The following is a 25,969-nucleotide window of genomic DNA, read 5'->3' as shown; positions in this document are numbered from 1 at the left end:
TACTAAACCCGTAAAACTCTATTGATTCAAAATCTATATGGATACTTCACGGGTTGACGCTCAGACTGTTGAATTAATGTTGCGCATTACGGGGCAAAATCTGAGTCAAAAAGATATCACACCACTTTTGATATTTTTAGCCAATTTAGTAACAGTGCTGCTGGGAGTAATATTTGTAGATGGCACAGTTGCAGAGTCAGAAAAGCAGAGGTTACTGGCAATTTTGTATCGATTTAGCTTACCAGAAAGTGATTTGCGTCGAGTAACACATTTGATGATTAAGGGGATCAAGGAGCATCAAGTTCATCAACAAATAAATGATTTATTAACCATAGCGTCTCCACTGTCAAACTCAGAAAGACTGCTATTAATTAGTTTTGGATATGAAATATCAACAGTAGATGGTGAAATGGACTCACGCGAGAAAAAGTATTTACAAATATTTGCTCAAAAACTAGATATTAATCCGCAACATTTAGTAGTTGTAGAATCTGTATTTACTCATAACACGGATGTAGAAATTACTGCTGTTAATGAAGTAAGTTTTTTACTTAACCCCTCTCGTTTCCAAAATCTAGATACTATATTTGTCAAAGAAGCCGGCAATATTCTGAAGATTTTACCTGTTAAACCAGAACACAAAACTACTAAACAGCCTCAAAATATAAATTACAAAAAATTAAAAAGTCTTCAAAGCTATCATCAGCAATTAAATAATTATTTTTATCAAATATTACAAATAATTGAGGAATGCCAAAAGCAAGAGTTTCTACCTCAAACTCTGATAGAGGAAGCCAGTGAAGTATCTCAAAAATTGCAGTCTCACCAGTTTAGGTTAGCCGTTATAGGTGAATTTAGCCAAGGCAAATCAACTCTATTAAACACTTTACTAGGTGAAGAAATACAACCTGTAAGAGAAATTCCTTGTAGTGGTACAGTAACAGTCTTAAAATACGGAACTCAAAAACGAGTAATTTGTCGTTATAAAGATGGACGACAAGAAGAAATTTCTTGTGATCAGTATCAACTGAAGGCGACAATTTCAGAGGATGCAGCAATAGGTTGTCTAAGTGATGAACTCGGACATTCAGAAATAGCAGAAATTGTTTTTGAGCATCCTGGTTTAGAGTTATGTAGTAGTGGCGTAGAAATCATAGATTCTCCAGGCTTAAACGAACACCCCGACCGTACTGCAATTACACAAAGATTGCTCAAGGATACTGATGCAGCTATTTTCCTAACTAATGCTTCACGTTCTTTCACTCAAGGAGAACGTGACTTACTTTTAGATATAAAAACTCAACTAAATGATGGTCAAGAAAATGAACCTGCTAATAATCTTTTTGTAGTAGGAAACTTTATAGATTTAGTACGTAGCGACAAAGGACGTGAACAAGTAAAACAGAGAATTGAAAGGTTTGTACTGGGTGAAAATCCTATAGTTACAGGTCACAACCGCGTTCACTTAATTTCAGCTCAAGCCACACTGGATGCAATATTACAGGGATCAGAAAATGAGTATTTGCAAAGCTTCCAGAATTTTACTCAGTCTCTTGAGGAATTTCTAACACTTGAAAGTGGCAGAGTAAAAATTAAACATTCTGCCAATCAAGTTAATAGAATAATTCAAAAATTTGTAGATAGCCTATCTCAAGCTGAAAAGACTTTAGATGGAAAAATTAAACTCTCTGATTCAGAAAAGCAGGATATTTTAGAAAGGATAGGAGAAGCAAGCGGGAGAGATATAAAAATACGTATGTTGGTATCTAATCTTACAGAGCTAGTTTATGATAAAGCTACTAAATATAGCGATGATTGGCGTAAAGAGTTAGACAATAAAATGGCTAACAAAAGTAAATCTTGGTATTCAGAACATAATCCAGTTTTTAGCCGAGACAAATTGATTAAGGATTATACTAATCAGTTTATCAGGGATTTATCAAAAGAAATAGATGACTGGGCGAATCAAATCCTAAAAGATAAAATATTCAAAACAGTTTTTAGTTATTTAGATGCAAAAGTGGCTTATGAACTGGACGCAATTCAAGGCGATTTTAAACGTTTAGATCAACAAGTTAACACAAGTTTTAGTGAACGAATAAATCTTTCTATTACAGGAATTAAAGATGATTTTATGGGGTTGGGAAGCATAGGCGGAGGGCTAGGAATAGGTGGTGCTTTAGCAGCTGGCTTAGTAGTATTCACAGGAATTGGATTTATAGCAGTTGTTGTTGCTAGTGTTGCTGCTGCGATCGCTGGTTCATTGGGGTTAGGAATGCTAGACCTAGATGGAGTAAGAAACCAAATAAAACTGAAAGTTTGTGATATAGGTTTTAAAAAATTGAACGAATCAAGGGATGAATTTGATAAAAAGTTAAAAGAAATAATTACTACAGTTTTAAATAACCGTATTGAATCAGCAAGTAAAATAATTGAGCAAGCGATCGCACTCTATGAAAACCTCCTAGAACAGCAAGAAAAAGCTCACGAAGCAACTCTAGAACAACGTGAAGCTGAAAAACAGTTAATTTTTCACAAGCGTCAAGAACTTGAGAAAGTACAAAATGACCTAGAAGTTCTACTCAGCCAATGTAGTGTTTAGTAAATAGTTATACGTATGCGATCGCACATTTATTATTAGAGAAAGAGTATTAGAAAACTCTTTCCCTATTCTGACTCTCTATTTCTGACTCGGTTTTAAAGCCAATAAAATTTCGAGTTGACTGGTTGATTTATCGGGACTAGTAGCAGTTGCAGCAAAACCGCGAATCGAACTCAAGATGGCACTAGTCTCAGGTGGAATTGGTCTACCTTGGCTAGCAAAACGGTTAACTAGAGTGACTGTTTTGTCCATATCTAAATAAAAATAGCCACCGTTAGGCTGTTGCAATGAACCTGTAACAGTTTTAAAGGTGTCGCTTTTATCTAAAGTTTGGCCGTTAGAAGCCACTACTGCATCACCAACGGGGCCGCCAACTGCTAAAAAGACGGTATCTTGATCTAACCAACCGTGAGACAATAATGCACCTTGTTGGGGTATCTGCCATTCAGTGACATCTTTACCACCAATATTTCTGGTAGCAATGTTGATTCTCTGGGCTTTGGCAAGATTATCAAGTTTGGTGAAGGTGGCTTCTGCGGTTTTGCGATCGCTGGTATCAAATATAAAAGCACCGCCAAAACCTACACTTGCTAACACGCCTTGATTAGATGGAATCGCAGCCAAGCCAAATTCTCCATCCATCCAGCCAAAAATATCTTTATCTAAGTCAAGATCAACGAATTTCATCTGGCCGCGTACCTGTTGCAGCCCTTGTTGAAATTCGGGATACTCTTTGGCCTGTTCTACAAATGTTTGCCAGCCACGGCTAATTCCGTTACCGCTAATTAAGGCAAAGGTATCGCTGGGAAATTGCGTCAATATTTTAGCTGGCGTATTTTGATACTGAAATTTGTTCAGTTGCGGATCTAAATTGGCGATCGCTTTTACCCTAACTCCCTGGTCATCAACACCAACACCAGCCACCATTGATTTTACTTGTTTCAACTGTGACAAACTTTGTGGAGGTAATTGTCTTGCTTGCGGGCTGGCTGCTGCTAGTTGCTGTACCATATTTGCGTAGTCTGGTACATAAATTTGAGCAAGTGTGTTTTGCAAATTTATCGCTTTAGGCAAAATATCACTAGCACCTTCTTTAGTAGCAAAAGAAGGCTGACCTTTATAAGTATCAATTGCTTTTTCTACAGATTGCTTCTCAGGAGCTAATAATAAATAGCTGTTATTAATAACTACACTATATGTTTGTTTACCTTCTTCTATAGTTTCTGTTATTTTTTCACCTTTATAATCAATATCCTGACTTTTCACTCCTTTTTGACTTTTTAATCTGTTAGCAAAATTCAAAGCAGTTAGTTTATCTTTGATCCCTACCACCATTAAAATGTTCGCCTCTTGTTGCGACTTAATTGCAGGAGTTATTTCTTTATTACCAGGTACACCAATATTTAACTGAGCAGGTTTGGTTGGATTTGGTGGTAACACTGCAATCATGACCCCACCAACCCAAGGCTTGATATCTTTTTCGTAAGAAATATCACTGCCTTTAAATAAATCTTTATTAAAGCTTTCTAGGCTTTTTGTTAATAACTTCTGGGCTTCAGGAGTACCAAATTGTTGTAATTTTGCCCAAGCTTGGGGGTCGGTGGTTACATAGGTAGCCATCAGTGCTGAGGCTGGAACTAACTTAGCACTACCTAAAGCACCTGAGCTATCTCCGGATGGGCCTTTAAACAGATATGTATAGACTGCTACACCTCCTACAACTGCTACAAATGCACCAATGGCAGGCAGCAAAAATTTTGACTTACTTTGAAACATTGTGATCGTCCTAATTTTTCTCAAATTTTTACCAAGGTTAGTAAAAACGTCATTGTTGAGTTCTCGGAATTATTCAAAAATTTCACTATTTCTTCAGGGTTTCACTGTTAAAATTAGTAAATATACATACAAGCAGCAACAAGAACCCCAAAAAAATACTTCAATAAGATGAGAGCTAAATCCGTAAAGGATTTGTGATTCATCTCGCAAGGGGTCTTGTTGGAATGAGCCAAGCTATTCTAAGCTATGAAAAAATTTACGAGTATTTGTACTCAATGAAAATTTATCAAAGGCAAAAATATCCACATCCGCGAGAGAAAGATTAATTATAATCTTTCAAATATTGCAAAGATTGCATATTACCTATCTGCTATTTAGATTTGAACACCCAACTAAATAGCGGTAATTTCATACATCTAGTTAGACTTTTTAGGATTAAAAGGCCAGTCAGCATCAATGTCGAATTATTATTTTGATACAGAAAATAACGGACACAAATCTTTTGAGCTACCAGGAGCCAGACCACACTATAACCCCGATCGCCCTGGTCAGGTAGAGCATATTTTTCTTGATCTGAGTTTAGATATCCCTAATCAAAGTTATCAAGGCAGTTGTAGTATTCGTCTTTTGCCAGTCCGCAGTGGAATTGAGCGTTTGACGCTGGATGCAGTCAACTTAAATATCCAGTCTGTGCAAGTGGATGAGGTAGCACAAAAATTTGACTACGACGGCGAACAGCTTTCGATTCAGCTTTCGCAACCAACCGAACTTGGCAAAAAAATATTGATTGCGATCGCATACTCAGCCGAAAAACCCCAACGTGGTATCTACTTTATCCAACCAGACAAACCCTATCCTCACAAGCCAACTCAAGTCTGGACTCAAGGTGAAGACGAAGACTCCCGTTTTTGGTTCCCCTGCTTTGATTATCCCGGTCAACTATCTACTTCCGAAATTCGCGTCCGGGTTCCTAAGTCTCTAGTGGCAATTTCTAACGGTGAATTAATTGACACCTCTGACGCAGGAGACTACAAAATCTATCATTGGTCACAGCAGCAAGTTCATCCCACCTACTTGATGACTCTGGCTGTTGGCGACTTTGCCGAAATTCGTGATGAGTGGAAAGGTAAACCAGTCACTTACTACGTAGAAAAAGGCCGGGAAGCAGATGCTAAACGCAGTATGGGCAAAACTCCCCGTATGGTTGAATTTCTGAGTGAAAAGTATGGTTATCCATACCCTTTTCCTAAATATGCCCAAGTTTGCGTTGATGACTTCATCTTTGGGGGGATGGAAAATACTTCCACCACCTTATTAACAGACCGTTGTCTTTTGGATGAACGCGCCGCTTTAGATAACCGCAACACCGAAAGTTTAGTCGTTCACGAACTGGCGCACCAATGGTTTGGCGATTTGTTGGTAATTAAGCATTGGTCTCATGCTTGGATTAAAGAAGGTATGGCTTCTTATTCAGAAGTCATGTGGACAGAACATGAATACAGTGCAGAAGAAGCCGCATACTATCGCTTAATAGAGGCGCGTAGTTACTTAAGCGAAGATAGCAGCCGCTATCGCCGACCAATGGTAACTCATGTTTACCGCGAAGCCATTGAACTTTATGACCGACACATCTACGAAAAAGGATCTTGTGTTTATCACATGATTCGGGCGGAATTGGGAGAGGAATTATTTTGGCACGCTATTCAAACATTTGTCCAAGATAATGCCCATAAAACAGTTGAGACAGTAGACTTACTCCGCGCCGTTGATAAAGCAACAGGACGAAATCTAGCTTTCCTCTTCGACCAATACGTTTATCGTGGCGGTCATCCTGATTTTAAACTGGCTTACTCTTGGGATGGAGATGCTAATTTAGCAAAGGTCACAGTTACCCAAACCCAAGCTGATAAAAACAGTAGTAAAGATTTATTTGACCTAAAAATTCCCATCGGATTCGGTCATGTACAGAAAGGAGAACCTGCAAAGCTAACAACTTTTACCGTCCGAGTGCATGAACACGAACAAAGTTTCTACTTTCCACTGTCAGCCAAACCTGATTTTATTAGTTTTGATGTCGGTAATCATTTCCTGAAAACTGTAGCTTTGGAATATCCTGTACCTGAGTTAAAAGCACAGTTAGAATTTGACCCTGACCCCCTTTCGCGGATTTATGCAGCCGCAGCTTTGGCGAAAAAAGGTGGTTTGGAAGCTACCAAAGCCCTATCAAAGTCACTGAAAAACGAACCATTTTGGGGTGTGCGGGTAGAAGTAGCAAAACATCTGGCAGAAGTCAAGTTAGATCAGGCTTTTGATGGGTTAATCGCTGGATTAAAAGATAAAAATCCTTATGTGCGCCGTGCTGTAGTCACAGCATTAGCAACAATCAAAACCCATGATAGTTATAAGGCTGTGAAAGAAGTAGTGCAGGAAGGCGATCGCAGTTATTATGTAGAAGCCGCCGCCGCCCGTGCAATTGGCGCGATCGCAGCTGCTAATCTAGACGAAAAGCCCAAGGAAGATAAAGCTATCAAGCTACTAAAATCTGTTTTAGAAGAAAAAGCAGGTTGGAATGAAGTAGTCCGCGCTGGGGCGGTTGGTGGTTTAGCAGAACTCAAAACCTCAGAAGCAGCTTTAAATCTACTCTTGGAATACACAAAACTGGGGATTCCACAAGCATTACGTTTACCAGCTATCCGGGCTTTAGGTAAGATTTCCGTTGGTCAAACGCCTGTAAACCTGGAACGGATTTTAGACAGATTAGCAGAACTTGCCAAAGAAACTTTCTTCTTAACTCAAATGGCGGTAGTCGCCTCCTTGGGACAAATGGAGACACCGAAAGCGATTGGGATTTTGCGCGCACTTTCCGACCAAACGCCCGATGGGCGAGTGCGTCGCTATGCTGACGAAGAAATTGCCAATGTCCAAAAGCATATCGGCCCGGAAACTGCCTTGCGGCAATTGCGCGAGGAACTCGACCAAATCAAACAACAAAACCAAGAACTTAAAAGTCGCTTAGAAGATTTGGAGGCGAAGTCTAAAAAATCGGATTCATAGTGTTAATGCACTAATTTAGGCTTGTTATTTCAGTAGCGTGCGTGAATAAAATGTCACGCACATCTTTGCACATGGAAAAATTCTGTCTGTTATGTACTGCTTGGTTGACAGTTTTGAGGCACCATATGAACAACTTAGAATCAGCCTATTGTTGCATATACTGTAGGCCCAAAATAACTCTTTACCCAAGTACGGATAGATACGACGGAATTTGTCAAAACTGCATTGGTTTCCTTGCTATTCAAGCAGTATTTAGGAGTAAGTCTTATAAGCATAGCTTTTCACTCTTCAATGATGGCTATTTTAAATATGAAAAGATGGTTGTCATACTAAGTCAGGAAGGAAAAGCGATTGATCAACATTATGATTATCTTCACGATGCAGGTGGCGAATGGGATACTTGGATTACAGGTAATTTGCCTCAAGAATTATTGTTCTGCGCCAAGAAATGGTACAACGAATTTAAGTTCAAGACTTATCCGACTGTTGGCAATGAAATTGAAGTTTATTTACTCAGATTTTGGAATGAAAACTCATTAGTAGAGATATCGGTCAATTCTCCTAAATATTGGATTAGGCAAGGTGCTTCCGAGTTACACAACTTTTCGGTAATTTGGAATACTTTAAAAAAGCAAGGTGGGAATGACGATGAATTAGCTGCAATCCACTTCAAGATTTGATCCAACTTGATAGGCTATCTTGCAACGTACTTAAATGAAATGACCATGAGCGATCGCAAAATCTTGTAGACTGTGTAAATAAAATGTCACCCACCTTTTTAATATTGAGAGCTTTGTTCCTCGTTAGCTAGAATGATGGATGAGTACAATGAAGTCTTGCAGCCGATGATTTTTAGTGATCTGGTCGAAGTAATCAAAAGTCTCTCAGTAGATGAGAAGCGTGAACTTCAACTTTTGTTGCAGCAATACCTTCCTGAAGAGCGCCGTGAAGAGATATACGATAACTTTCAGTTAGCAAAAATTGAACAGCAGAAAGGTGAACTGAAGTTTTCCTCCAACATCGAGGATCTGAGACAACTGATAGAGGAGTAATCGTGGAAGTTAGTTTCAGTTCTCCATTCAAACGTGCTTTTAAAAAGCGCATCAAAGGCAACGTAGATTTAGAAGCAAAGTTTTGGCAAAGACTGGAACAGTTCACTGTAGATCCATTTGATCCAAGCTTAAAAACGCACAAACTATCGGGCAAGCTCCAGGAATTCTGGAGTTTTAGCGTAGATTACGATGAAAGAGTACTGTTCTACTTTACAGAAGATGGAAAAGCTGTGCTTGTAGATATTGGTAGCCATGACGAGGTTTATTGAGCAGTACGAACTATTAAGTAGGTGGACACAATTATTTAGAAGACGCATTTCGACTCCCCTCGACTACGCTCAAGGCAAGTCGCTCAATGCTCTATAAGCTGACTAGAAGAGGGTTGAGCGAAGTCGAAACCCGGTCATCTCAGTTTTTAGATAGGCACTGAAATTACAAGTGCTGTATCATGCATCAAGTATCGCTGGAGAAAAGTCTCCTTAACAAATCTTTAACTATTGCCAATTTGTTTCTGCCCGATTTGCGGAGATTTTTTGTACTTTTATAAAGTATAATTAAGGAAAAGATAAAAAATCTAGGCAGTACGGTAGCCTTTTATAGCCGTGTGTCTATTTAAAAAAGCTAAATTTTAATAGTTTTTATAAAAAACTACAGTTATCCTCAACAAGCAATTAGCTTGCATTTTCGGATGCAAAAAAACAACAGTGTAGATTTCTCAGTTGAAGAGGCAAACAAAAGCGTGGGTGAGTATCAACCTGCTCAGCTAAAGCGATACAATCCAGAAGCGATCGCTCGTCACTATCGTTACCGCCCCTGGTTGGCATGGGGACGCTTGCTGAGAATTATCTGGTCTTTTGCTAGATTCATTTTAAGTCTGAAATGGGACGAATGGCAAAATCAAGTCGAGCAGAACAAAGGTAAACGAGCTACCCAGTTGCGTCAACTGCTCACTAGGCTAGGCCCTACCTTCATTAAAGTTGGTCAAGCCTTGTCTACCAGACCTGACTTAATTCGCAAAGATTTCTTGGAAGAGTTGGTGAAATTACAAGACCAACTACCACCTTTCGATAATGCGATCGCTTATGCAATTATCGAAAAAGAACTTGAGTGTGCGATATCAGACGTTTACAGCGAATTAACACCAAACCCTGTGGCGGCGGCCAGTTTGGGACAAGTTTACCGTGGTCGTTTGATTAGCGGTGAAGAAGTAGCAGTAAAAGTCCAACGTCCCAACTTACGCCCAACTCTCACCCTTGACCTTTATTTAATGCGGTGGGCAGCGGGTTGGCTTGCACCTTGGTTGCCCCTCAATCTCGGTCATGATTTGACTTTAATTGTGGACGAGTTCGGCACTAAGTTATTTGAAGAAATAGATTACATTAACGAAGGTCGCAACGCGGAAAAATTTGCTAACAATTTCCGTAACGACCCGCAGGTGAAAGTCCCGGCTATTTACTGGCGTTACACGAGTAATCATGTTTTGACTCTGGAATGGATAAACGGCTTCAAGCTGACAGATACTCAAAGTATTCGTGCAGCTGGGTTAGATCCAGAGGTAATTATTCAGATAGGGGTAACTTCGGGTTTACGCCAACTTCTAGAATTTGGTTTCTTTCACGCTGACCCCCATCCAGGTAATTTATTTGCCATGCCCGATGGTCGAATGGCTTACATCGACTTCGGTATGATGGATCAGTTAGAAGAAATCACAAAAGAAAATTTGGTAGATGCGTTAGTCCATCTGGTCAACAAAGACTATCTTGACTTAGCCACGGATTTCGTGAATTTGGGTTTTTTAACACCAGACACGAATATTTGCCCGATTGTGCCAGCATTAGAAGCAGTATTAGGCAACGCTATTGGTAAGAATGTTCAAGATTTTAACTTCAAAACAATTACCGATGAATTCTCGGAATTGATGTATGAATACCCCTTCCGGGTTCCTGCCAAGTTTGCCTTAATTATTCGTTCTTTGGTGACACAAGAAGGTATTGCCCTCAGCCTTAACCCCAATTTCAAAATTGTTGAGGTGGGTTATCCATATATTGCACGGAGATTACTTACTGGAGAATCTCCGCAATTACGGCGACGGTTGCTGAATGTACTATTTAAAGATGGTAAATTCCAGTGGCAGCGATTGGAAGATTTAATTGCGATCGCCCGTACCGATGGTAACTTTGATGTACTGCCTACAGCCCAAATGGGTTTTCAATATTTACTGTCAGAAGAAGGTAAATTCCTGCGGCGACAGTTAGTGTTAGCACTCACAGAAGATGACCGTCTGCATACCGAAGAAGTACAACGGTTGTGGGATTTAGTCAAAGATGATATTAAGCCTAATCGTTTATTAGATGTAGCGATCGGTTTTTTAACAAATTTATCCCGCGAAAGCGTAGCTGCGATCGTCCCAAAAGCTACTACCCTTGTTAATTTTGGTAATTCCGCATCCGGAATTGGACGCTAAGAACAAAATTCAGGGTGAAAGTCAGGAGCATTTTTGCTTCCTATCCCCTGAATTTTTCCGCTTTGCTGTTATGGAAATAGTCAGAGTAGTTAGGAATTGCTAGATGATAAAACTTAGCCAGCAAAAGCCTTAGAGGTTTATCACTTATCACCTATTACCTGTCACCTACTATAAAATTTTACCTTTAATATCATAGGAGTTTTCATGTACTATTTTCCTGAACAACCGCCTTATTTTCTCTTAGCTGTTGGTTTATTTATAGCCGTAACTTCTGGCTTTGGTTTATCTGGCACACTGAAAGTTATTGTACGAAAATGGTCAAAAAATAGTGCAGAAATAGCTGAATCACGTTCTTTTACTAGACAATTATTAGTACCCTTTTTAGGTATAACTCTCGGTGTTACCTTGTTCCTTTACTCAGGGTTAGCAATATTTGGGTTTCCTACTTTCATGGCTTTGGGTGTTGGTTTGCCACTCAGCCTTTTAACTTGCTTGCTTGTATGGTTGCAGTTGGGCAGTATGCTAGATTTTGCCAAAAACAAAGGAATGCAATCTTTAGATTTAGATTCCTGGTCTTAGATAGTCAAGAACTTTATTAAAAAATGCATTTTAAAAGCCTGATTGCCCAAAGGAGTCAGGTTTCTTGTTATTTTTCTCATATCATTTCACTAAAAACTTGATACGGTTAGCTTCCGATTTAGCGGTACAAGTCGGAAAATCCGCCTAAGGCACTGCCTCCCCTACGGCCCTACGGCCTTAATGATAAGGCTTTAATCCTGAAGTGAATTCGATGAACATCTTATCTTCCCAACCCCTTTCCGAAGCATATAGATAAATTAAATGGAAGTGGGTTTTTTTAAATCTGTCGAACTCACGTTCATCCTAGGTATTTTACTGAACATGATATGAGCAGTGCCAGTATTTTTTACAAAAACTTCAAGAATTTCCACCTCTGTTTGGATTAAACTTCAGTGTAAATACTGAAGGGCAACAAATATGAAATTACAACCTGCTAGATTCTGCTTCTGCACCTTAGCATTTGGAAAGAACTATCGTAATCTTGCCCTATTATTAGCTAAAGATTTAGAAAAATACTCGTCAGAAACTACTTTTATTGTTTTAACTGATGAACCTAGAGATTTTAGTAAACAGCCTAATGTTTTAGCTTTTAAACATCAACAGCAAAGCGTTAAGTTATATCACGATAAAAGATTTGCGATCGCCAAGGGTTTGTCTTTATTTGATTCCTGTATATTTCTGGATGCAGATATGCGAATCTTGGCTCCGGTTACCCACGATATGGAGTGGATTACAACGCCCGGCATCAATGCTAGAGGGTGTGAGATGATGTCTAATAAATATGCAAAAGTTTTTTCAGGAGGCTCAGATAGCAAGCTGCTCAAAGAATTTAAAGTTACTAAAAATCTAGCTAAAAAGTTGAATTTAGAGTTAGATAGTTCCAATGTCAACTTTGTCTATGAGTACTTATTTGCAGTCACCAAAGATGAAGGTAAAGAAATTGAATTCCTCAAGCAATGGGATACTATTGCTGCCTATTATGAGTTAAATGGAGTGTATGAGGGCGAAGGTAATGCCATCGGTATAGCCGCAGCGCAAGCAGGTTTACCTGTAAGATGGTGTGCAATGGATGGGATTAATTTCTTTAAAGATAGAACAGAATTAATCAGGGTAAAAAAGGGACAATCGAATATGCAAGATATGAAAATATATTTTGAACAGCAGAGAAAGCTGGAATATCCTCAACATTCTCTAATGAAAAAATTAATAATTAAAATTCGGAAACAGATTTTATATTTTTTCTATTTGTTGCGTTTGCGAATTGTTACTTTAAAGAATTTTGAGTTTTATTATAGATAAAAAGTTAAATTAGACAATTAACTTAAATTTAACCGAAAATTGAATATCGCTTGACTAACTGTTAACTTTCAACCAATAGCTTTTCTCCAGCGCGGATAAAACCTGAGGAGTGGAGGAATATTTTTAACAGTATTTAGGTGCTAGCAGTTTGTAAGTCATCTCGAAAAAGCACTTTTAAAATTGCAAGAGTAATGGCTACATCTGCAATTTAAATATGTATCAGTATTCCTCCTCTTCTAAGGTTTACCAAATTTTGAGAGGGGAGCTATGAACAATTTAAATGTTGAAAGTTTGCTGTCAGTAAAACTGAAGCGGAGAAACTTGTTAATTGGTGCTGGAGGTTTAGCAGGATTTGCGATTGCCAGCCAATTTTCAGACCGGGTAATTGCTCAACCAAGCTTTTCTGGCTATCCATTTACCCTTGGTGTAGCATCCGGCGATCCGCTACCAGACAGTGTGATTTTATGGACGCGGTTAGCTCCTGACCCCATCAGAGGTGGTGGAATGCCGCAACAAAACATCCAGGTGAGATGGCAAGTAGCTACTGACCCATCTATGAGACAGGTACTGCGACGGGGAGTAACAGTTGCATCCCCCGACTTAGGACACTCTGTTCACGTTGATGTTTCCGGCTTAGAACCTGACCGCTATTACTGGTATCAATTTAAAGTCGGGAATGAAATTAGCCCCATTGGACGGACTCGCACAGCACCCGCCAAGTACGCAAACGTTAACCAACTGAACTTTGCCTTTGCGTCTTGCCAAGAGTATCAAAGCGGCTTCTACACAGCTTACAAATTTATGGCTGGGGAAGACCTGAACTTTGTGGTTCACTTAGGTGACTATATATATGAAGGTGGAATTAATACCACCAGAGTACGGCAGCACAATAGTCCAGAAATTATTACTTTAGAAGACTATCGTAACCGCCATGCATTATACAAAACAGACCCCGACTTACAAGCGGCTCATGGTGCATTCCCTTGGATTGTGACTTGGGATGACCACGAAGTAGATAACAACTGGGCAGGTTTTGTACCTGAAGATCCAGATATACAGACTCCGGAACAATTTCGGCTTCGCCGTCGAGTAGCTTTTCAGGCATATTACGAGCATATGCCCATCCGAGTTAAACCAAGCAGAAATTGGGACGAACTGAAGTTATATCGACAGTTCACCTTTGGCAAACTTGCTAGTTTCAATGTACTTGACACTCGCCAATATCGCTCAGACCAACCCTGCTTACAAACCTTCCCATCAGCACCCGATTGTCCAGACCGTAAAAATCCATTACTGACAATGACGGGTACTCCGCAAGAACGGTGGCTATTGCAAGGATTAGAAGAATCTCCCACCCGTTGGAATGTGATTGCTCAACAAATTTGGTTTGGTCAGGTGGATTATCAACCTGGATATGAAAAAGCATTCAATATGGATCAGTGGGATGGTTATCCTGCTGCACGGCAAAGAATTATCGACTTTATCGACAGTCGCCGTCCTAAAAATCCAGTGATTATTACAGGTGACTGGCACTCTTTCTGCGTGCAAGACATTAAGAAAAACTTTGATGACCCAAACTCGAAAACTGTAGCAACAGAATTTGCCGGGACATCAATCAGTTCGCTTTGCCCTTGGGCTAGCAGCGTCCAGGCGAACTTGTCAGAAAACCCCCACATCAAATTTTTTAACGGCGATGTACGCGGCTATGTTCGTTGCCAAATTAAACCCAATGTTTGGCAAAGTGACTACCGCACCGTTTCTACAACTACTGACAGATTCTCAGCGACGATTAACAATCTGGCTTCGTTTATTGTGGAAAATGGCCGAGCCGGAGCGCAACAGATTTCGTAAAAAATGTGTTGGCGCAGCCCGCCGTAGGCATCGCTTGAATTAACGTGAGTTCGACCGATGATAAAGAACCCCTCTCCAAACCTCTCCCCGAAGCAGGGAGAGGCTTAGAAAGCTTAATTTTTTGTTCCTAACCAAGATATTAAAGCCCCTCTCCGAGACGGAGAGGGGTTGGGGAGAGGTTCATCGAACTCACGTTGAATTACTACCTCCAGATTGATTAGCTCACGTAAGTGGGCTTTTTCTTATTTGATAAGCTGATGTGCATTCAAGTTGCACAATTTGAATGGTCGGTAATAACTTCAAACCTCTCCCCTGCTCCCCCGCCTCCCTGTGCTTCCGCCTTGCTTTTTTGCTTGTAGAGAACTTCCGTTTAAAAAGCAGTTGGTAAAATCCGAAAGGGAAGGAAACAGAAACATGAATCTTGAGGTTGATGGATCTCCCTTTAAACCGCAAGGGTAAACGGCGAGATGATTTCAAGATGTTAAAAGTTTCAGAAGTTCAAAGGATGGTTTGTAAGAAGTTCGGTATCGTATTGCTGGAAGCAGGCAATGTAAAGATAAAGCCATGAACAAAACGGTAGAAATTCTATCAGATCAGTCAGCCTTGGTGGCGCGATCGCTCTCGTTAATCTTATCTAAGTTGGAAACTGCCATTGCACAACGGGGGCAATTTACTATTGCTTTATCCGGTGGTAGTACACCTAAACCTTTATATGAAGCGATCGCTACAAAAAATTTGCCTTGGGATAAAATTCATGTTTTCTGGGGCGATGAACGCTACGTTCCCCCAGATCATCCCGATAGCAACGAACTGATGGCGCGGCGTGCATGGCTAGATCGCGTGAATATCCCAGCCGCTAACATTCATGCCGTGCCTACTTTAGATGGCGATCCAGCCGTATCTGCCGCTAAACATGAACAGCATTTGCGAGAGTTCTTTCATGCTGCTCCCGGTGCGTTTCCGGCTTTAGATGTCATATTGCTCGGCATGGGTGATGATGCCCATACTGCATCATTGTTTCCCCACACAGAAGCACTAAAAGTAAGCGATCGCTTAATTACTGTGGGTAACAAAGACGGGAACCCTCGCATCACCTTTACCTACCCATTCATCAACGCTGCTCGCAGCGTTATTTTTGTGGTTGCTGGTGCTAATAAACGACCAGCGTTAGCCAAAGTTTTTGCACCAGAAGCAGATGACTTCTCCTACCCATCTCGCTTAATTCGGCCTCAAGGAGAACTTTGGTGGCTACTAGACTCGGCCGCCGGAGCAAAGGGTGAAGTTTGAAGTATGAAGTATAAAATTCCATCCTTTATACTTAATACTTCAGCCTTTTTTCTTTCTAGCAGCTATCCACAAAAGTAGTTGTTAAAATCGAAAGCTAGGTTGTCTCCTTGCCCAACTGCTGATTAGTGGAAGCAGAAGCATCTACAAGTTATAGCCATAGCCTAGCTAGTTAGGACATCGGTAGGTAACAAACCTTAGACACTAAACGACTCTTAACTCTGTCCCCCTGTCACTTGTTACCTATTCCCTGCTATACCTCTGCTTGCCAGTAAATCTTACGCTGATCTTCAACAAAGGCTTAAATCAATGATCGTCTGTCCGAATTGCAATCATCCCAATCCTAATGGCGCAGTCCAGTGTGAAGCCTGCTATACGCCTTTACCAGCGACTAGTAACTGCCCCAATTGTGGAGCGACTGTGCAGGCTGATGCTGCTTTCTGCGGACAATGTGGTTTTAATCTGCACTCTGCTGCTGCACCAGCTGCCACAGTTGCCCCTGAAATGCCTGTACAAGCACAGCCGTTAGTTACACCAGACCCAATGTTAGACTTGCTACAACCAGACGCTTTGGGTATTAATCAACAACAGGCTGCACCAATACCACCAACAGCCGTCGCCGCACCACCTCCAGTAGTAATTGAAAGCGCACCTCCATCACCACCGCCAACTGTTGCGGCTGAAGCTGTCATTCCTACCCCACCTCCTGAACCAGTAGCCGCACCAGAACCAGCACCAGAGCCAGAGCCAGAACCAGCACCACCACCACTAGCAACTCCAGCCGTTGCGAGAACACAATTACAGCAAGTAACAGCGCGGTTAGTTCATATTCAAAGCGATCGCGAAATTGAATTACCTCAAAGTCTATCGGTAATTCACATCGGTAAACCTAATGACCGTATTCCCCCCGATATTGATGTTTCAGGGTTTAGTAATTCGGAAATTGTCTCTCGCATACACGCAGACATTCGTGTTGAGGGAGATGCTTATTATGTGGAAGATGTTGGAAGTTCTAATGGCACTTACATTAATAACTTGCCATTATTACCAGGAAACAGACACCGCCTCCGCCCAGGCGATCGCATCAGCCTCGGCAAAGGTGACTTGGTAACATTTATCTTTCAGTTTAATTGAAACTTTGTAAGATGTTAAAACCCTTCATTAGTATGAAGGGTTTACAGCACAAAGTTAAGGAATTATTTGAAATAATTCAGTAAACAGCAGGTTTGGAACTTTACTCATTAGCTTGCCTTGGATGTATTTACCGCCAAGTAATTTATCACCCTGATCTGTAAAATTGACCTTGAGGGAGTCTGGCGACCGAACGCTGGCTTTCTCAACCAGGAGTCTAACTTTCACATCCGAGATGACCAGTTTTAATTCTCTGGGGATTCAAGCTAGGAGTAAAGAGATTTTAGCCTGGTTGGCTTTTGCTTTTATTGAGATAGTTTTGTTTTCCCACGTTTCCAGGCATAATCATCCCAGATTACTATTAATACTGGGTGTCCGCTAATGAAATTACTGCTTTGTGCTTTGATTACACCTGTAACTGTATTATTAGCTGCTACACAAACATGGGCAGCAATTCAAACAAAGAATGTTGAGTATAAACAAGGAAATACAGTTTTACAAGGTTATTTAGCATACGATGATGGTATTAAAGGTAAGCGTCCTGGCGTGTTGGTGGTACATGAATGGAATGGCTTGCAGTCTTATGCCAAACAACGCACAGAACAGTTAGCAAAACTCGGTTATGTTGCGTTTGCTGCCGATATTTATGGCAAAGGTGTCAGACCAAAGAATAATGAAGAGGCAGGTAAACTAGCCACATTTTATCGCCAAAACCGTCAATTGTTGCGCGATCGCGCCTTAGCTGGGTTAAAAGCATTACAATCAAATTCCCTAACTGATGTTAACCGGATTGCGGCGATCGGTTATTGTTTTGGCGGTGGTACAGTATTAGAACTAGCTCGTAGTGGTGCCAACATTGCCGGAGTAGTCAGTTTTCACGGCAACCTCGATACACCAAACCCTAACGATGCCAAAAATATCAAAGCCAAAGTATTAGTATTGCAGGGTGCTAATGATCCATTTGTACCACCAGAACAAGTCCAAGCATTTGAAAACGAAATGCGTCAAGCCAATGTAGACTGGCAATTAATTTCTTATGGTGGTGCAGTACATGGCTTTACTAACCCAGAAAACAAAGGTCAGTTAAAAGGAGCATTATATAATCCCATTGCTGACCAACGTTCTTGGCAAGATATGCGGCAATTTTTTGTAGAAATTTTTCGTAAATAAACTCAGGCGCGATTAATAGCTTTTAAAATCCCCGACTTCTTGAAGAAGTCGGGGATATAAATCACACTAAATTTTTACAAATCAAATAAAAAATCCTAAAAATTAAAGTTAGAATCTGATACCCACTTGACCGTTAAATCCGCGCACAGAATTATAACCGGCTCCAACAAAAACATTTTTAGTTGCACCTACCTGAACACCACCGGAAAAGGCAACACCTTTATCTTCAGAATATAACCCTAATCCTACATAAGGTGAAATAACAGGTAAGTTGACAAATTTCAAAACATCTACTCCAGTAGCACCATCAGGGCCATTTCCAACTTCAACACCTAAACTAAAAGCTCTTGCTCCTACAGCATAGGTGATATCACCCTCGTTGCTCCCAACAGAAACCCAAGGTTGCGGTATTAGTTGAGCAGATGCTTGGTTAGGAGCAAATAATGTGAAAAAACCAAGTGAAGCGGCAATTATTGCTTGTTTCATGTTTTCCTGTTAGTGTTGGCGGCTGATGATGATTAATGGTGACGCATTCGTTTGGGTGAAGTGCCATTAATGATCAGCAATTTACATACAGAAGATGTTAAATCAAATCTAACTGTGGTTGTATTATTAGCAAATGTCTCCAGAAAGATTCATTGGTGGCTGCTGAAGGGCAGATGCGGTAGTATGCGATCGCCTATTTATTGGAATCATGACGAATTACTCTGTTGATCTGCAAAATTATCTTGATGAACAAGGCCGTGTGAAAGAATGGCCTTCAAAGCGCAATAAGGGCAAGTTTCAAAGGTTGGTGTTGGAATATTTAGCAATGAAGTTTGAGGTTGGTGTAATTTATACCGAAAAACAGGTGAATGCAATATTAAATCAACATCACACTTTTGGTGATGCGGCGATGTTGCGGCGAGAATTATTTGAAAGGAGATTAATTAATAGAGAACGTGATGGTTCGGCATATTGGTGTGATGGGTTTAACGCGGAGCAAGGCTGAGGTAAACGCAGAGTATTGGTCTTAAAATTGACGTGACCAATTACTCGGCCAGCGTTCTACAACCACTTTGGTTTGGGTGAAGAATTCGACTGCATGATTACCTTGTCCGTGCAAATCACCGAAGAAGCTGTCTTTCCAACCGCTAAAGGGGAAGAATGCCATCGGTGCAGCCACACCAATATTAATGCCAATGTTACCGGCTTCGGCTTCGTAGCGGAATTTACGCGCGGCTGCACCACTGTTGGTAAATAAACAAGCCATGTTGCCATATTGACCGCTATTGACTAAGGCGATCGCCTGATCAATACTATCTACATGAATCAAGCTCAACACTGGGCCAAATATTTCTGTGCGGGCAATTTCCCCAGCAGGGTTGACGTTTTGTAAAATAGTCGGACGGATAAAGTTTCCTTGTTGATAACCAGTAATTTCGGGATTTCGCCCATCAACTAAGAGTCTTGCACCTTCTTCTGCACCTTGTTGAATTAATTCTTCGATTCTTGTTTTACTTTGAGTGGTGATTACAGGCCCCATCTCTACACCTTGGTCTAAACCATTGCCCACTACGCGCTTTGTTGCTGTTTCGGCTATGGCTTCGGTAAATGTTTGCTTTGCTTCCCCGACTGTAACGGCAATGGAAGCGGCTAAACAGCGTTGTCCCGCACAGCCAAAAGCACTATCAGCCGCGATTTTGGTTGTCATTTCGATATCTGCATCTGGCAAGACAATAATCGGATTTTTCGCACCGCCTTGACATTGCATCCGTTTACCGTTGGCTGCACCTCGACTGTATATATATTTCGCTACGGGTGTAGAACCAACAAAACTAATCGCTCGAATCTGGGGATGGTCTAAAATTGCATCTACAGCAGCTTTTGTACCGTTGACTAAGTTAACTACTCCTTGTGGTATGTCAGTCTTTTCGATTAATTGAAAGATTTTTTGCATCGTCAGTGGCACTTTTTCGGAAGGCTTAACAATGTAGGTATTGCCAGTGGCGATCGCATAAGGTAAAAACCAAAATGGAATCATCCCCGGAAAATTAAACGGACAAATCACCGCCGCTACTCCCAAAGGTTGACGAATCATCATTTCATCAATACCTTTAGCAATATCTTCTAGGTTGCTTCCCTGCATCATCATCGGGATACCACAAGCAATTTCCACATTCTCAATTGCGCGGCGCATCTCACCTTTAGACTCAGCTAAAGTCTTGCCACATTCTTGAGTAATAGTACGCGCCAAATCTTCAAAATGTTCTTCTAGCAGATTCTTCAGTTTAAATAAATACTGCACCCGTTCTGTGGCGGGAGTGCGTCGCCAACTTACAAAAGCCTCAGCTGCTGCTTGGGTTGCTTGATTCACTTCTGATGCTGGTGATAAAGGCACACGCGCCAGTATTTCGGCTGTCGCTGGGTTAATCACATCTAAATATTCTGTAGCGTTAGATGTTAACCACTGGCCATTAATGTAGTTAGGTAAGCTAGAAATAGCATTCATGAGGATCAGTAGAATGTAGATGCAGCAATATTATCTTAGTCTTTTAAACTCTCCTTATACTCTCCGCGCCTTCGCGTGATACTTATGCAACCAGTCAATACAGATAGATTATTGTGTCAGTGGCAAACTACTCTCCAAACCTTTGATGTTGACAAATTAGCTGCTGAAGAAGCATTTACACAGTTAGTCACAGCTTACTCTAGTCCTCATCGCTCTTACCACACACTGCAACATATTAATTACGTTCTCAGCACAATAGACATTCTGCAAATCTATACGCAAAATTTAGCGGCTGTTCAACTTGCGGCTTGGCTTCATGATGTGGTGTATGACCCTCAAGCCCAAGATAATGAAGAAAAAAGTGCAGCTTATGCTTGTGAGTTGCTGAGTAATTTAAGTTTGCCACAAGATGCGATCGCTACAGTCACCCGTCTGATTCTTCATACCAAACACCACCAAGCGGCTGATGATGATGATAGCCAAGTTTTATTAGATGCAGATTTAGCAATCTTAGCTGCTAATTTAGTGCAGTATCAAGAATATGCTAATGCTATTCGTCAAGAATATGCATGGTTATCCGATGCAGATTATATTCAAGGTCGTAATCTAGTTTTAAATAAATTTTTGCAGCGTCAGCGTATTTATTTTACGCCTTTGATGTTTGAATTTGCAGAACCAGCTGCTAGAGATAATATTAAACGAGAAATTAAAAATCTTTTGCTGAAATAGGTCGATATCAATGTAGGAGACGTAGCAATGCTACGTCTCTACTCTAATTACTGCGCGCCCATTTCTTGCACGATACTACGCATAAAATCAATGCGCTGTTCTAAATCAAAGTTTTCAACATTTTCTACAAAATCTTGTGTTTCTTGAGGCAATTCATAGTCAGAAGGTACGGTAATAATCTGTTGACCTTCAATACCCTGTGCTAGGCGTAACCATACATTCAATTTACCGCTAGAGTGTAAAGCACTATAAGCCCGGCTAATATCGCTGTTTGCGCGGCTAACGAGATCACGTTGCGCTTGTAGCTGTTGTTCTTGTGGTAAAGCTTGAATGTGATCGTAAACAGCTTGACCAGTAGTTTCTTCAGCAGGTTCGTTTTGTGCAGGGAGTATGTCTTCTTTGATATCTAGATAGCCAAACCACAGTAAGGCTAACTTAGTATCAACATCAAATTGGCGAAACTGTTCTACAGCTTGTTTTGTGCTTTCGTCGGTTGCGTAAGTCATAAAATATCTCTGATCGCTTGATGAATGTTTGTGATGATAATTACGGAGGACAATTTTTTGTCTCTCACTCACAAAATGTTATAAATCAAGCTTTGGAGTTTAACCCTACCGGAGACATAAATGACTTATGCAGCTTTTGACGGATGTAAATGTTGTATTAGACGCTATTATTCACCTTGATATAACTGAGTGTGATCGCCTGTATAACGACCATACTTATTTAATTCTTATTGTCTAATAATCAAGCTTTATTTAATTAATTTGAAATTAGCTATCTTTAGGTGAAACTAAAATAGCTAGATCTTTAATCTTGTTTTCACAAACTATGCACTCTAGCCTGATCAATTAGCCTACACATCTGTAAGTAATCTGGCTTTTCTCAAAATAAATGTTAGTAGTGTTTCTTCTTTGGAAATGATTTCAGCTGTCACTTCCATACCTGCTTGAATCGGATAGGGTTTACCATTTTTGGTCAAATTAAGTTTTTCTGGTTGAATTGTCACCTCATAGTAAGGCAATGTTTGAATGCTACCGTTATTTTGAGGTGTAATAGCATCGGCACTTATTGCTCTAACCGCACCTTTGAGAATGCCATAATCAGGATAAGGATAGGCAGAAAGCCGCATTACTACTTTGCCTTCTGTACATTCTGATACTTTGGCTGCTTTACATATCTGTACTTTGCTAATATCAGCAGCCGCAACACGACCTTTAATTACCAGAGGCGCAGCACTAGGAGCAATCTGAGCGATCGCGTCACCAATCCGCACAAGCTGTCCAGTATTTCTTAATTCTAGTTTGAGGATAGTACCTGTCTCGGAAGACCGAATTACAGTTCTTTGCAGTTGTGTGAAGGTTTGTTTTAACTCTTCTTGCGCGTTGCTAATTTGATTTTGAATTTCTACTTGACGTGAAATCAGCTGTTGTTTTTCTCTGTTCAATGTAGCCAGGGTAGACTCCCCTTTAGCTCGTTCTTGGGCAATGCGTTGTTGTGCGATCTCCACAGTTGAATTAAGAGGGTTAAGCGCAGCTTTAGTGCGTTCTAATCTTGCTTGTGCTGCTTTAAAAGCTTGTTCTTTCTCTTTAATTTGTAAAGTTGCGATCGCTCCTGTATCTGCTAGCTGCTGATATCGCTTTAATTCCTCTTTCGCTAACTCTACAGAGGCTTCTACTTCTGCCACTTCTGCTTGAGTTGTAATTTGCTTGTCTCGATAGTCTCGTTCGCTACCACTTAGTTCAGCTTGTGCAGACATAATCGCTCGCTGCGTCGCATTAGACTCAGCAGCAATTTGAGCCTCCAATGCTTTTAACTGTGCATTGATTTGCGATCGTTGCAATTGATTTTGCCGAATATTACCGATAATCTGGCTTTTTTTACTTTGCAATTCAGATTTTTCGATTAGTGCAATTTCATCTCCCTTTTTCACCACCTGATTTTCTTTTACCTTGATGCTTGTAACCGTTCCCTCGGCTGCTGCTTGCACTAACCGTATTTCTCCTGTAGGACGGACAGTAGCATTAGCGTCCACTGTCACATTGTATTTAATGACACTAGAAAAGCCGAAGGCTGTACACACAGTACCAACTAAAAATATCCCTCCTAGTCTTGTCCATATACCGATTGGTGGCAGATATTCATCGTTCTCAACTATGCGGAGAAAATCAGGTTGGGGGTCTATAAACATAAAAGTTACAAAATATTTTGATTGTGCAAATAATGTAGCAAAAAATGATTTGGATATAGTGAATAAAACAATAAAAATTTAACCTCTATCTATAGGTAGATATTTTTTATATAGATAAAATATATTTCAATACTATAGTATTTAATAATTTTATAGCTATATACATAATAAGTTATCATTTAGTTAGGTTTATTACATCTATCTGATTTAAATAAGTAATACTACAATCTGTTAAGGATCAGATTACTTTATCGTTTTAAGCTCAAATTATACTAGCATCAGTACAATTTATCATAGATAAAATATTGATTGTATAAATTCAATCAAAGTAATAAGTTATTTTATACATAGTACTTTTGTCATTATGGATACTTTAATACTGTAATTTACTTGCTTGATATTTACTTAAAAATAGTCTGTATAAACCGAATAACCTTTTCTCCAAAATAGAGGTAAATCACTTTAATAAAGTATGTTGCTGTTTATTCATGCTGTTAACATATATTGTATTATATTGCTCTGTATAGCAAACACAGAATTAACACCATAAAGTATAAATTTATCAGATAAAGCTTATTTTTAATTAAATGGCAGAAGCTTTTTTAGCCAAGCTTTTATAGTTTTATACTTGGGTTAATACTGCCAAATATGTACTTATTTGTACGATTATAGTCAATATTTCTTAAAAAAAAATGTTGCATATGTGCTGACATAAATATCAAAAATCTTATAATCAGAGCAGTGGCACAAAAATGTTATTGAATATACCATTTTTCTATCAGTTTTAAGTAGTGCCTCTGTCAGTTCCCCATTACTAATGAGATTTCTGAGATTATGCAAAGCACATTTTTCATTGCATTAAGGCCTGACGAAGAAGCCAATATTTCTGGTGGCGGCAGTACAAACCCTTCTACATCTGACGCTAAAGAAGCAGCACTAGATAAATTAGCTACTAAGAGTGCTATTTTTTATAAACGAAATGGAACATATGTTGTCCCAACAGGGAAAACAATCATAGCCAAAGACAGCAATGTTAAAATAATACCTGAAAAAAATGACGGCACCTATAACGTTAAAGATTTGATAGGAAAAAATAGCCTAGTAAGATTGGAAGTAGGTTCACCAACATAGAAGATTTAGTATAATTAGTCCACAAACTTAGAAGATTTAGTATAATTAGTAGAAGGGTAATTTAATAAACGTAAAAATTCCGACTAACTGCATTTTGATAAAGATAATTGCGTCTGAAATGATTAGCCTGTTGACGCAGGTTGAGTTACTTTTACGTGAGAAATAATTGCTAATTGACTCAATCCTACCAGCCATTTAGCTTGTCTTTATTTAGGTTGTCGTACCATACGTTTGTTCGTACCCATCTACCTTTTATTCAAGCAAAGTCAAAAAACTTATGGCAGTGTGTTAACAACAGCAGTTCATAAGGTCTGACAGCTTTATTTCTCTAATAATGCTGCTCTTTATTGAGTAGCGCAGTCAAGATGTTGAAGGCGAATTTTTGAGAACTCGGCAACATTGAGTACTGATTGAGAATTAGCAAATTAGGTTAAGGTGATATCATGGAAAGCAATCAAAAAAACTCTGTGTTTATAGGCTTGGATGACATAGAAGAAGTAAATCTCTCCGGTGGTGGTGTGAGTGTGACTTCTACTTCTTCTTCTACGAGTGGTAAGAGTGTCGTTAGCAGCCATGTTAGCGTAACTAAAACAGGCGGCTCAGTAATAAAGGTCGAATTTTCTAAGGGTGATTCAGCAAAAACAGCTAAAGCTAAGAAGGAAGCTTTAGAAAAAGTCGAGAAAATACGCGCCAAAATCAAACAAAAACTAGGGAGTAAACTAAAACACCTAGACATTGATCTTGACATTGACGACATTTTTGATTGTTGAGATTGACATATAGTAGACAATACCTTTCGGATAAGGAATTTATTCGTTGAGGAAGCAGAGGTGCAGAAAAGCAAGGAAGAACACTACTTCTTTCCTGGGTTTCTGCACCTTTGCGTGTCTGTATGAATAAATTTCTGATCCGAAAAGTATTTTTTTAACGTGAGTTCGACAAATTATCAAAAACCCCTCTCTAAACCTCTCCGCGAAGCGCGGAGAGGTTTAAAAAGCTTAATTTCTCGTATTTAAATTACTATATTAACGTGAGTTCGATGAACCTCTCCCCAACCCCTCTGTCTTGAAAAGTTTTGCGCCGGGAAACCCGGACGCGCAACGCCAGTTGCTTTATGCCGGGGAACCCGTCCAACGCACTGGCTCAACTTTTCGCTCCGACGCGG

General features: G+C 39.9%; 23 protein-coding genes. 17 read left to right on the top strand and 6 right to left on the bottom strand.

What is annotated here, in order from left to right; genetic code table 11:
- Positions 1–37 precede the first annotated feature (37 nt).
- Complete coding sequence (locus H6G76_RS28875; RefSeq protein WP_190708760.1) at positions 38–2,602, top strand: dynamin family protein; 2,565 nt, start codon at positions 38–40, stop codon at positions 2,600–2,602.
- Between the two features lie 78 nt (positions 2,603–2,680).
- Here H6G76_RS28875 and H6G76_RS28870 read toward each other — a convergent pair whose 3' ends face one another.
- A complete protein-coding gene (locus H6G76_RS28870) occupies positions 2,681–4,378 on the bottom strand; it encodes a DUF3352 domain-containing protein (RefSeq protein ID WP_190708758.1) in 1,698 nt (565 codons plus the stop codon).
- Positions 4,379–4,834: 456 nt separating this feature from the next.
- On the opposite strand from H6G76_RS28870, the gene H6G76_RS28865 reads away from it, so the two are divergent.
- The 10 genes from H6G76_RS28865 (at position 4,835) to H6G76_RS28820 (ending at position 17,095) form a co-directional block, all read left to right on the top strand.
- Positions 4,835–7,432, top strand: a complete 2,598-nt coding sequence (locus tag H6G76_RS28865; RefSeq protein ID WP_190708756.1) for a M1 family metallopeptidase — start codon at positions 4,835–4,837, stop codon at positions 7,430–7,432.
- A 317-nt stretch (positions 7,433–7,749) separates the two neighbouring features.
- Entirely contained in the window at positions 7,750–8,112 is a 363-nt protein-coding gene (locus H6G76_RS28860) for a hypothetical protein (RefSeq protein WP_190708753.1), read from the top strand.
- A gap of 132 nt (positions 8,113–8,244) precedes the next feature.
- The gene (locus tag H6G76_RS28855; RefSeq protein ID WP_242056554.1) at positions 8,245–8,484 is read left to right on the top strand and encodes a hypothetical protein; all 240 of its coding nucleotides are present in this window, start codon (positions 8,245–8,247) and stop codon (positions 8,482–8,484) included.
- Between the two features lie 2 nt (positions 8,485–8,486).
- Complete coding sequence (locus H6G76_RS28850; protein WP_190708751.1) at positions 8,487–8,753, top strand: type II toxin-antitoxin system YafQ family toxin; 267 nt, start codon at positions 8,487–8,489, stop codon at positions 8,751–8,753.
- Between the two features lie 419 nt (positions 8,754–9,172).
- A complete protein-coding gene (locus H6G76_RS28845) occupies positions 9,173–10,948 on the top strand; it encodes an AarF/ABC1/UbiB kinase family protein (RefSeq protein WP_199337568.1) in 1,776 nt (591 codons plus the stop codon).
- A 204-nt stretch (positions 10,949–11,152) separates the two neighbouring features.
- Positions 11,153–11,527: a hypothetical protein gene (locus tag H6G76_RS28840; RefSeq protein ID WP_190708749.1), complete on the top strand. Its 375-nt coding sequence runs from the start codon at positions 11,153–11,155 to the stop codon at positions 11,525–11,527.
- A 417-nt stretch (positions 11,528–11,944) separates the two neighbouring features.
- On the top strand, positions 11,945–12,826 hold the full coding sequence (locus H6G76_RS28835) for a hypothetical protein (protein ID WP_190708748.1): 882 nt from the start codon (positions 11,945–11,947) through the stop codon (positions 12,824–12,826).
- A gap of 267 nt (positions 12,827–13,093) precedes the next feature.
- Positions 13,094–14,677 (top strand): alkaline phosphatase, encoded by a 1,584-nt coding sequence (locus tag H6G76_RS28830; protein WP_190708745.1) that lies wholly within the window; start codon positions 13,094–13,096, stop codon positions 14,675–14,677.
- A gap of 564 nt (positions 14,678–15,241) precedes the next feature.
- Positions 15,242–15,964, top strand: a complete 723-nt coding sequence (gene pgl, locus H6G76_RS28825; RefSeq protein ID WP_190708743.1) for a 6-phosphogluconolactonase — start codon at positions 15,242–15,244, stop codon at positions 15,962–15,964.
- A 306-nt stretch (positions 15,965–16,270) separates the two neighbouring features.
- The gene (locus H6G76_RS28820) at positions 16,271–17,095 is read left to right on the top strand and encodes an FHA domain-containing protein (protein ID WP_190708741.1); all 825 of its coding nucleotides are present in this window, start codon (positions 16,271–16,273) and stop codon (positions 17,093–17,095) included.
- Between the two features lie 54 nt (positions 17,096–17,149).
- Here the strand turns inward: H6G76_RS28820 and H6G76_RS28815 are convergent, their stop codons facing one another.
- Positions 17,150–17,320 carry a hypothetical protein gene (locus H6G76_RS28815; RefSeq protein WP_190708792.1) on the bottom strand — a complete coding sequence of 57 codons (171 nt, stop codon included), beginning with the start codon at positions 17,318–17,320 and terminating at the stop codon, positions 17,150–17,152.
- Positions 17,321–17,473: 153 nt separating this feature from the next.
- On the opposite strand from H6G76_RS28815, the gene H6G76_RS28810 reads away from it, so the two are divergent.
- Positions 17,474–18,262, top strand: coding sequence for a dienelactone hydrolase family protein (locus tag H6G76_RS28810; protein ID WP_190708739.1), 789 nt, complete (start codon positions 17,474–17,476; stop codon positions 18,260–18,262).
- 108 nt (positions 18,263–18,370) lie between these two features.
- On the opposite strand, the gene H6G76_RS28805 is transcribed toward H6G76_RS28810, so the two are convergent.
- The gene (locus H6G76_RS28805) at positions 18,371–18,748 is read right to left on the bottom strand and encodes a hypothetical protein (RefSeq protein WP_190708736.1); all 378 of its coding nucleotides are present in this window, start codon (positions 18,746–18,748) and stop codon (positions 18,371–18,373) included.
- Positions 18,749–18,817: 69 nt separating this feature from the next.
- Between H6G76_RS28805 and H6G76_RS28800 the strand changes: the two genes are divergently transcribed.
- Together H6G76_RS28800 and H6G76_RS28795 are read left to right on the top strand one after the other, a co-directional pair.
- On the top strand, positions 18,818–18,976 hold the full coding sequence (locus H6G76_RS28800) for a hypothetical protein (RefSeq protein WP_190708734.1): 159 nt from the start codon (positions 18,818–18,820) through the stop codon (positions 18,974–18,976).
- The gene (locus tag H6G76_RS28795) at positions 18,957–19,253 is read left to right on the top strand and encodes a DUF2087 domain-containing protein (RefSeq protein WP_190708732.1); all 297 of its coding nucleotides are present in this window, start codon (positions 18,957–18,959) and stop codon (positions 19,251–19,253) included. The genes H6G76_RS28800 and H6G76_RS28795 overlap by 20 nt, the downstream gene beginning before the upstream one ends.
- Before the next feature lie 21 nt (positions 19,254–19,274).
- On the opposite strand, the gene H6G76_RS28790 is transcribed toward H6G76_RS28795, so the two are convergent.
- Positions 19,275–20,753 carry a CoA-acylating methylmalonate-semialdehyde dehydrogenase gene (locus H6G76_RS28790; RefSeq protein ID WP_190708730.1) on the bottom strand — a complete coding sequence of 493 codons (1,479 nt, stop codon included), beginning with the start codon at positions 20,751–20,753 and terminating at the stop codon, positions 19,275–19,277.
- An 84-nt stretch (positions 20,754–20,837) separates the two neighbouring features.
- Here H6G76_RS28790 and H6G76_RS28785 point away from each other — a divergent pair, with 84 nt between their 5' ends.
- Positions 20,838–21,482 (top strand): hypothetical protein, encoded by a 645-nt coding sequence (locus H6G76_RS28785; protein WP_190708728.1) that lies wholly within the window; start codon positions 20,838–20,840, stop codon positions 21,480–21,482.
- A gap of 47 nt (positions 21,483–21,529) precedes the next feature.
- Here the strand turns inward: H6G76_RS28785 and H6G76_RS28780 are convergent, their stop codons facing one another.
- Both H6G76_RS28780 and H6G76_RS28775 read right to left on the bottom strand, forming a co-directional pair.
- Positions 21,530–21,988 carry an orange carotenoid protein N-terminal domain-containing protein gene (locus tag H6G76_RS28780; protein WP_190708726.1) on the bottom strand — a complete coding sequence of 153 codons (459 nt, stop codon included), beginning with the start codon at positions 21,986–21,988 and terminating at the stop codon, positions 21,530–21,532.
- Positions 21,989–22,338: 350 nt separating this feature from the next.
- Positions 22,339–23,673 (bottom strand): HlyD family secretion protein, encoded by a 1,335-nt coding sequence (locus H6G76_RS28775; protein WP_190708724.1) that lies wholly within the window; start codon positions 23,671–23,673, stop codon positions 22,339–22,341.
- Between the two features lie 834 nt (positions 23,674–24,507).
- Here H6G76_RS28775 and H6G76_RS28770 point away from each other — a divergent pair.
- Both H6G76_RS28770 and H6G76_RS28765 read left to right on the top strand, forming a co-directional pair.
- A complete protein-coding gene (locus tag H6G76_RS28770) occupies positions 24,508–24,804 on the top strand; it encodes a hypothetical protein (protein WP_190708722.1) in 297 nt (98 codons plus the stop codon).
- 443 nt (positions 24,805–25,247) lie between these two features.
- Positions 25,248–25,574, top strand: coding sequence for a hypothetical protein (locus tag H6G76_RS28765; protein ID WP_190708720.1), 327 nt, complete (start codon positions 25,248–25,250; stop codon positions 25,572–25,574).
- The last annotated feature ends 395 nt before the right edge of the window (positions 25,575–25,969 follow it).

Source organism: Nostoc sp. FACHB-152, from assembly GCF_014697475.1.
GTDB lineage: Bacteria > Cyanobacteriota > Cyanobacteriia > Cyanobacteriales > Nostocaceae > Nostoc_B.
Note: the sequence above shows the minus strand (reverse complement) of the source record. Positions and strands in the feature narration are given on the sequence as shown.

Coding starts and splice junctions, on each gene's coding strand:
- H6G76_RS28875 (WP_190708760.1), top strand. CDS start 38: ATGGATACTTCACGGGTTGACGCTCAGACTGTTGAATTAATGTTGCGC.
- H6G76_RS28870 (WP_190708758.1), bottom strand. CDS start 4,378: ATGTTTCAAAGTAAGTCAAAATTTTTGCTGCCTGCCATTGGTGCATTT.
- H6G76_RS28865 (WP_190708756.1), top strand. CDS start 4,835: ATGTCGAATTATTATTTTGATACAGAAAATAACGGACACAAATCTTTT.
- H6G76_RS28860 (WP_190708753.1), top strand. CDS start 7,750: ATGGTTGTCATACTAAGTCAGGAAGGAAAAGCGATTGATCAACATTAT.
- H6G76_RS28855 (WP_242056554.1), top strand. CDS start 8,245: ATGATGGATGAGTACAATGAAGTCTTGCAGCCGATGATTTTTAGTGAT.
- H6G76_RS28845 (WP_199337568.1), top strand. CDS start 9,173: ATGCAAAAAAACAACAGTGTAGATTTCTCAGTTGAAGAGGCAAACAAA.
- H6G76_RS28840 (WP_190708749.1), top strand. CDS start 11,153: ATGTACTATTTTCCTGAACAACCGCCTTATTTTCTCTTAGCTGTTGGT.
- H6G76_RS28835 (WP_190708748.1), top strand. CDS start 11,945: ATGAAATTACAACCTGCTAGATTCTGCTTCTGCACCTTAGCATTTGGA.
- H6G76_RS28830 (WP_190708745.1), top strand. CDS start 13,094: ATGAACAATTTAAATGTTGAAAGTTTGCTGTCAGTAAAACTGAAGCGG.
- pgl (WP_190708743.1), top strand. CDS start 15,242: ATGAACAAAACGGTAGAAATTCTATCAGATCAGTCAGCCTTGGTGGCG.
- H6G76_RS28820 (WP_190708741.1), top strand. CDS start 16,271: ATGATCGTCTGTCCGAATTGCAATCATCCCAATCCTAATGGCGCAGTC.
- H6G76_RS28810 (WP_190708739.1), top strand. CDS start 17,474: ATGAAATTACTGCTTTGTGCTTTGATTACACCTGTAACTGTATTATTA.
- H6G76_RS28805 (WP_190708736.1), bottom strand. CDS start 18,748: ATGAAACAAGCAATAATTGCCGCTTCACTTGGTTTTTTCACATTATTT.
- H6G76_RS28800 (WP_190708734.1), top strand. CDS start 18,818: ATGATCAGCAATTTACATACAGAAGATGTTAAATCAAATCTAACTGTG.
- H6G76_RS28795 (WP_190708732.1), top strand. CDS start 18,957: ATGACGAATTACTCTGTTGATCTGCAAAATTATCTTGATGAACAAGGC.
- H6G76_RS28790 (WP_190708730.1), bottom strand. CDS start 20,753: ATGAATGCTATTTCTAGCTTACCTAACTACATTAATGGCCAGTGGTTA.
- H6G76_RS28785 (WP_190708728.1), top strand. CDS start 20,838: ATGCAACCAGTCAATACAGATAGATTATTGTGTCAGTGGCAAACTACT.
- H6G76_RS28780 (WP_190708726.1), bottom strand. CDS start 21,988: ATGACTTACGCAACCGACGAAAGCACAAAACAAGCTGTAGAACAGTTT.
- H6G76_RS28775 (WP_190708724.1), bottom strand. CDS start 23,673: ATGTTTATAGACCCCCAACCTGATTTTCTCCGCATAGTTGAGAACGAT.
- H6G76_RS28770 (WP_190708722.1), top strand. CDS start 24,508: ATGCAAAGCACATTTTTCATTGCATTAAGGCCTGACGAAGAAGCCAAT.
- H6G76_RS28765 (WP_190708720.1), top strand. CDS start 25,248: ATGGAAAGCAATCAAAAAAACTCTGTGTTTATAGGCTTGGATGACATA.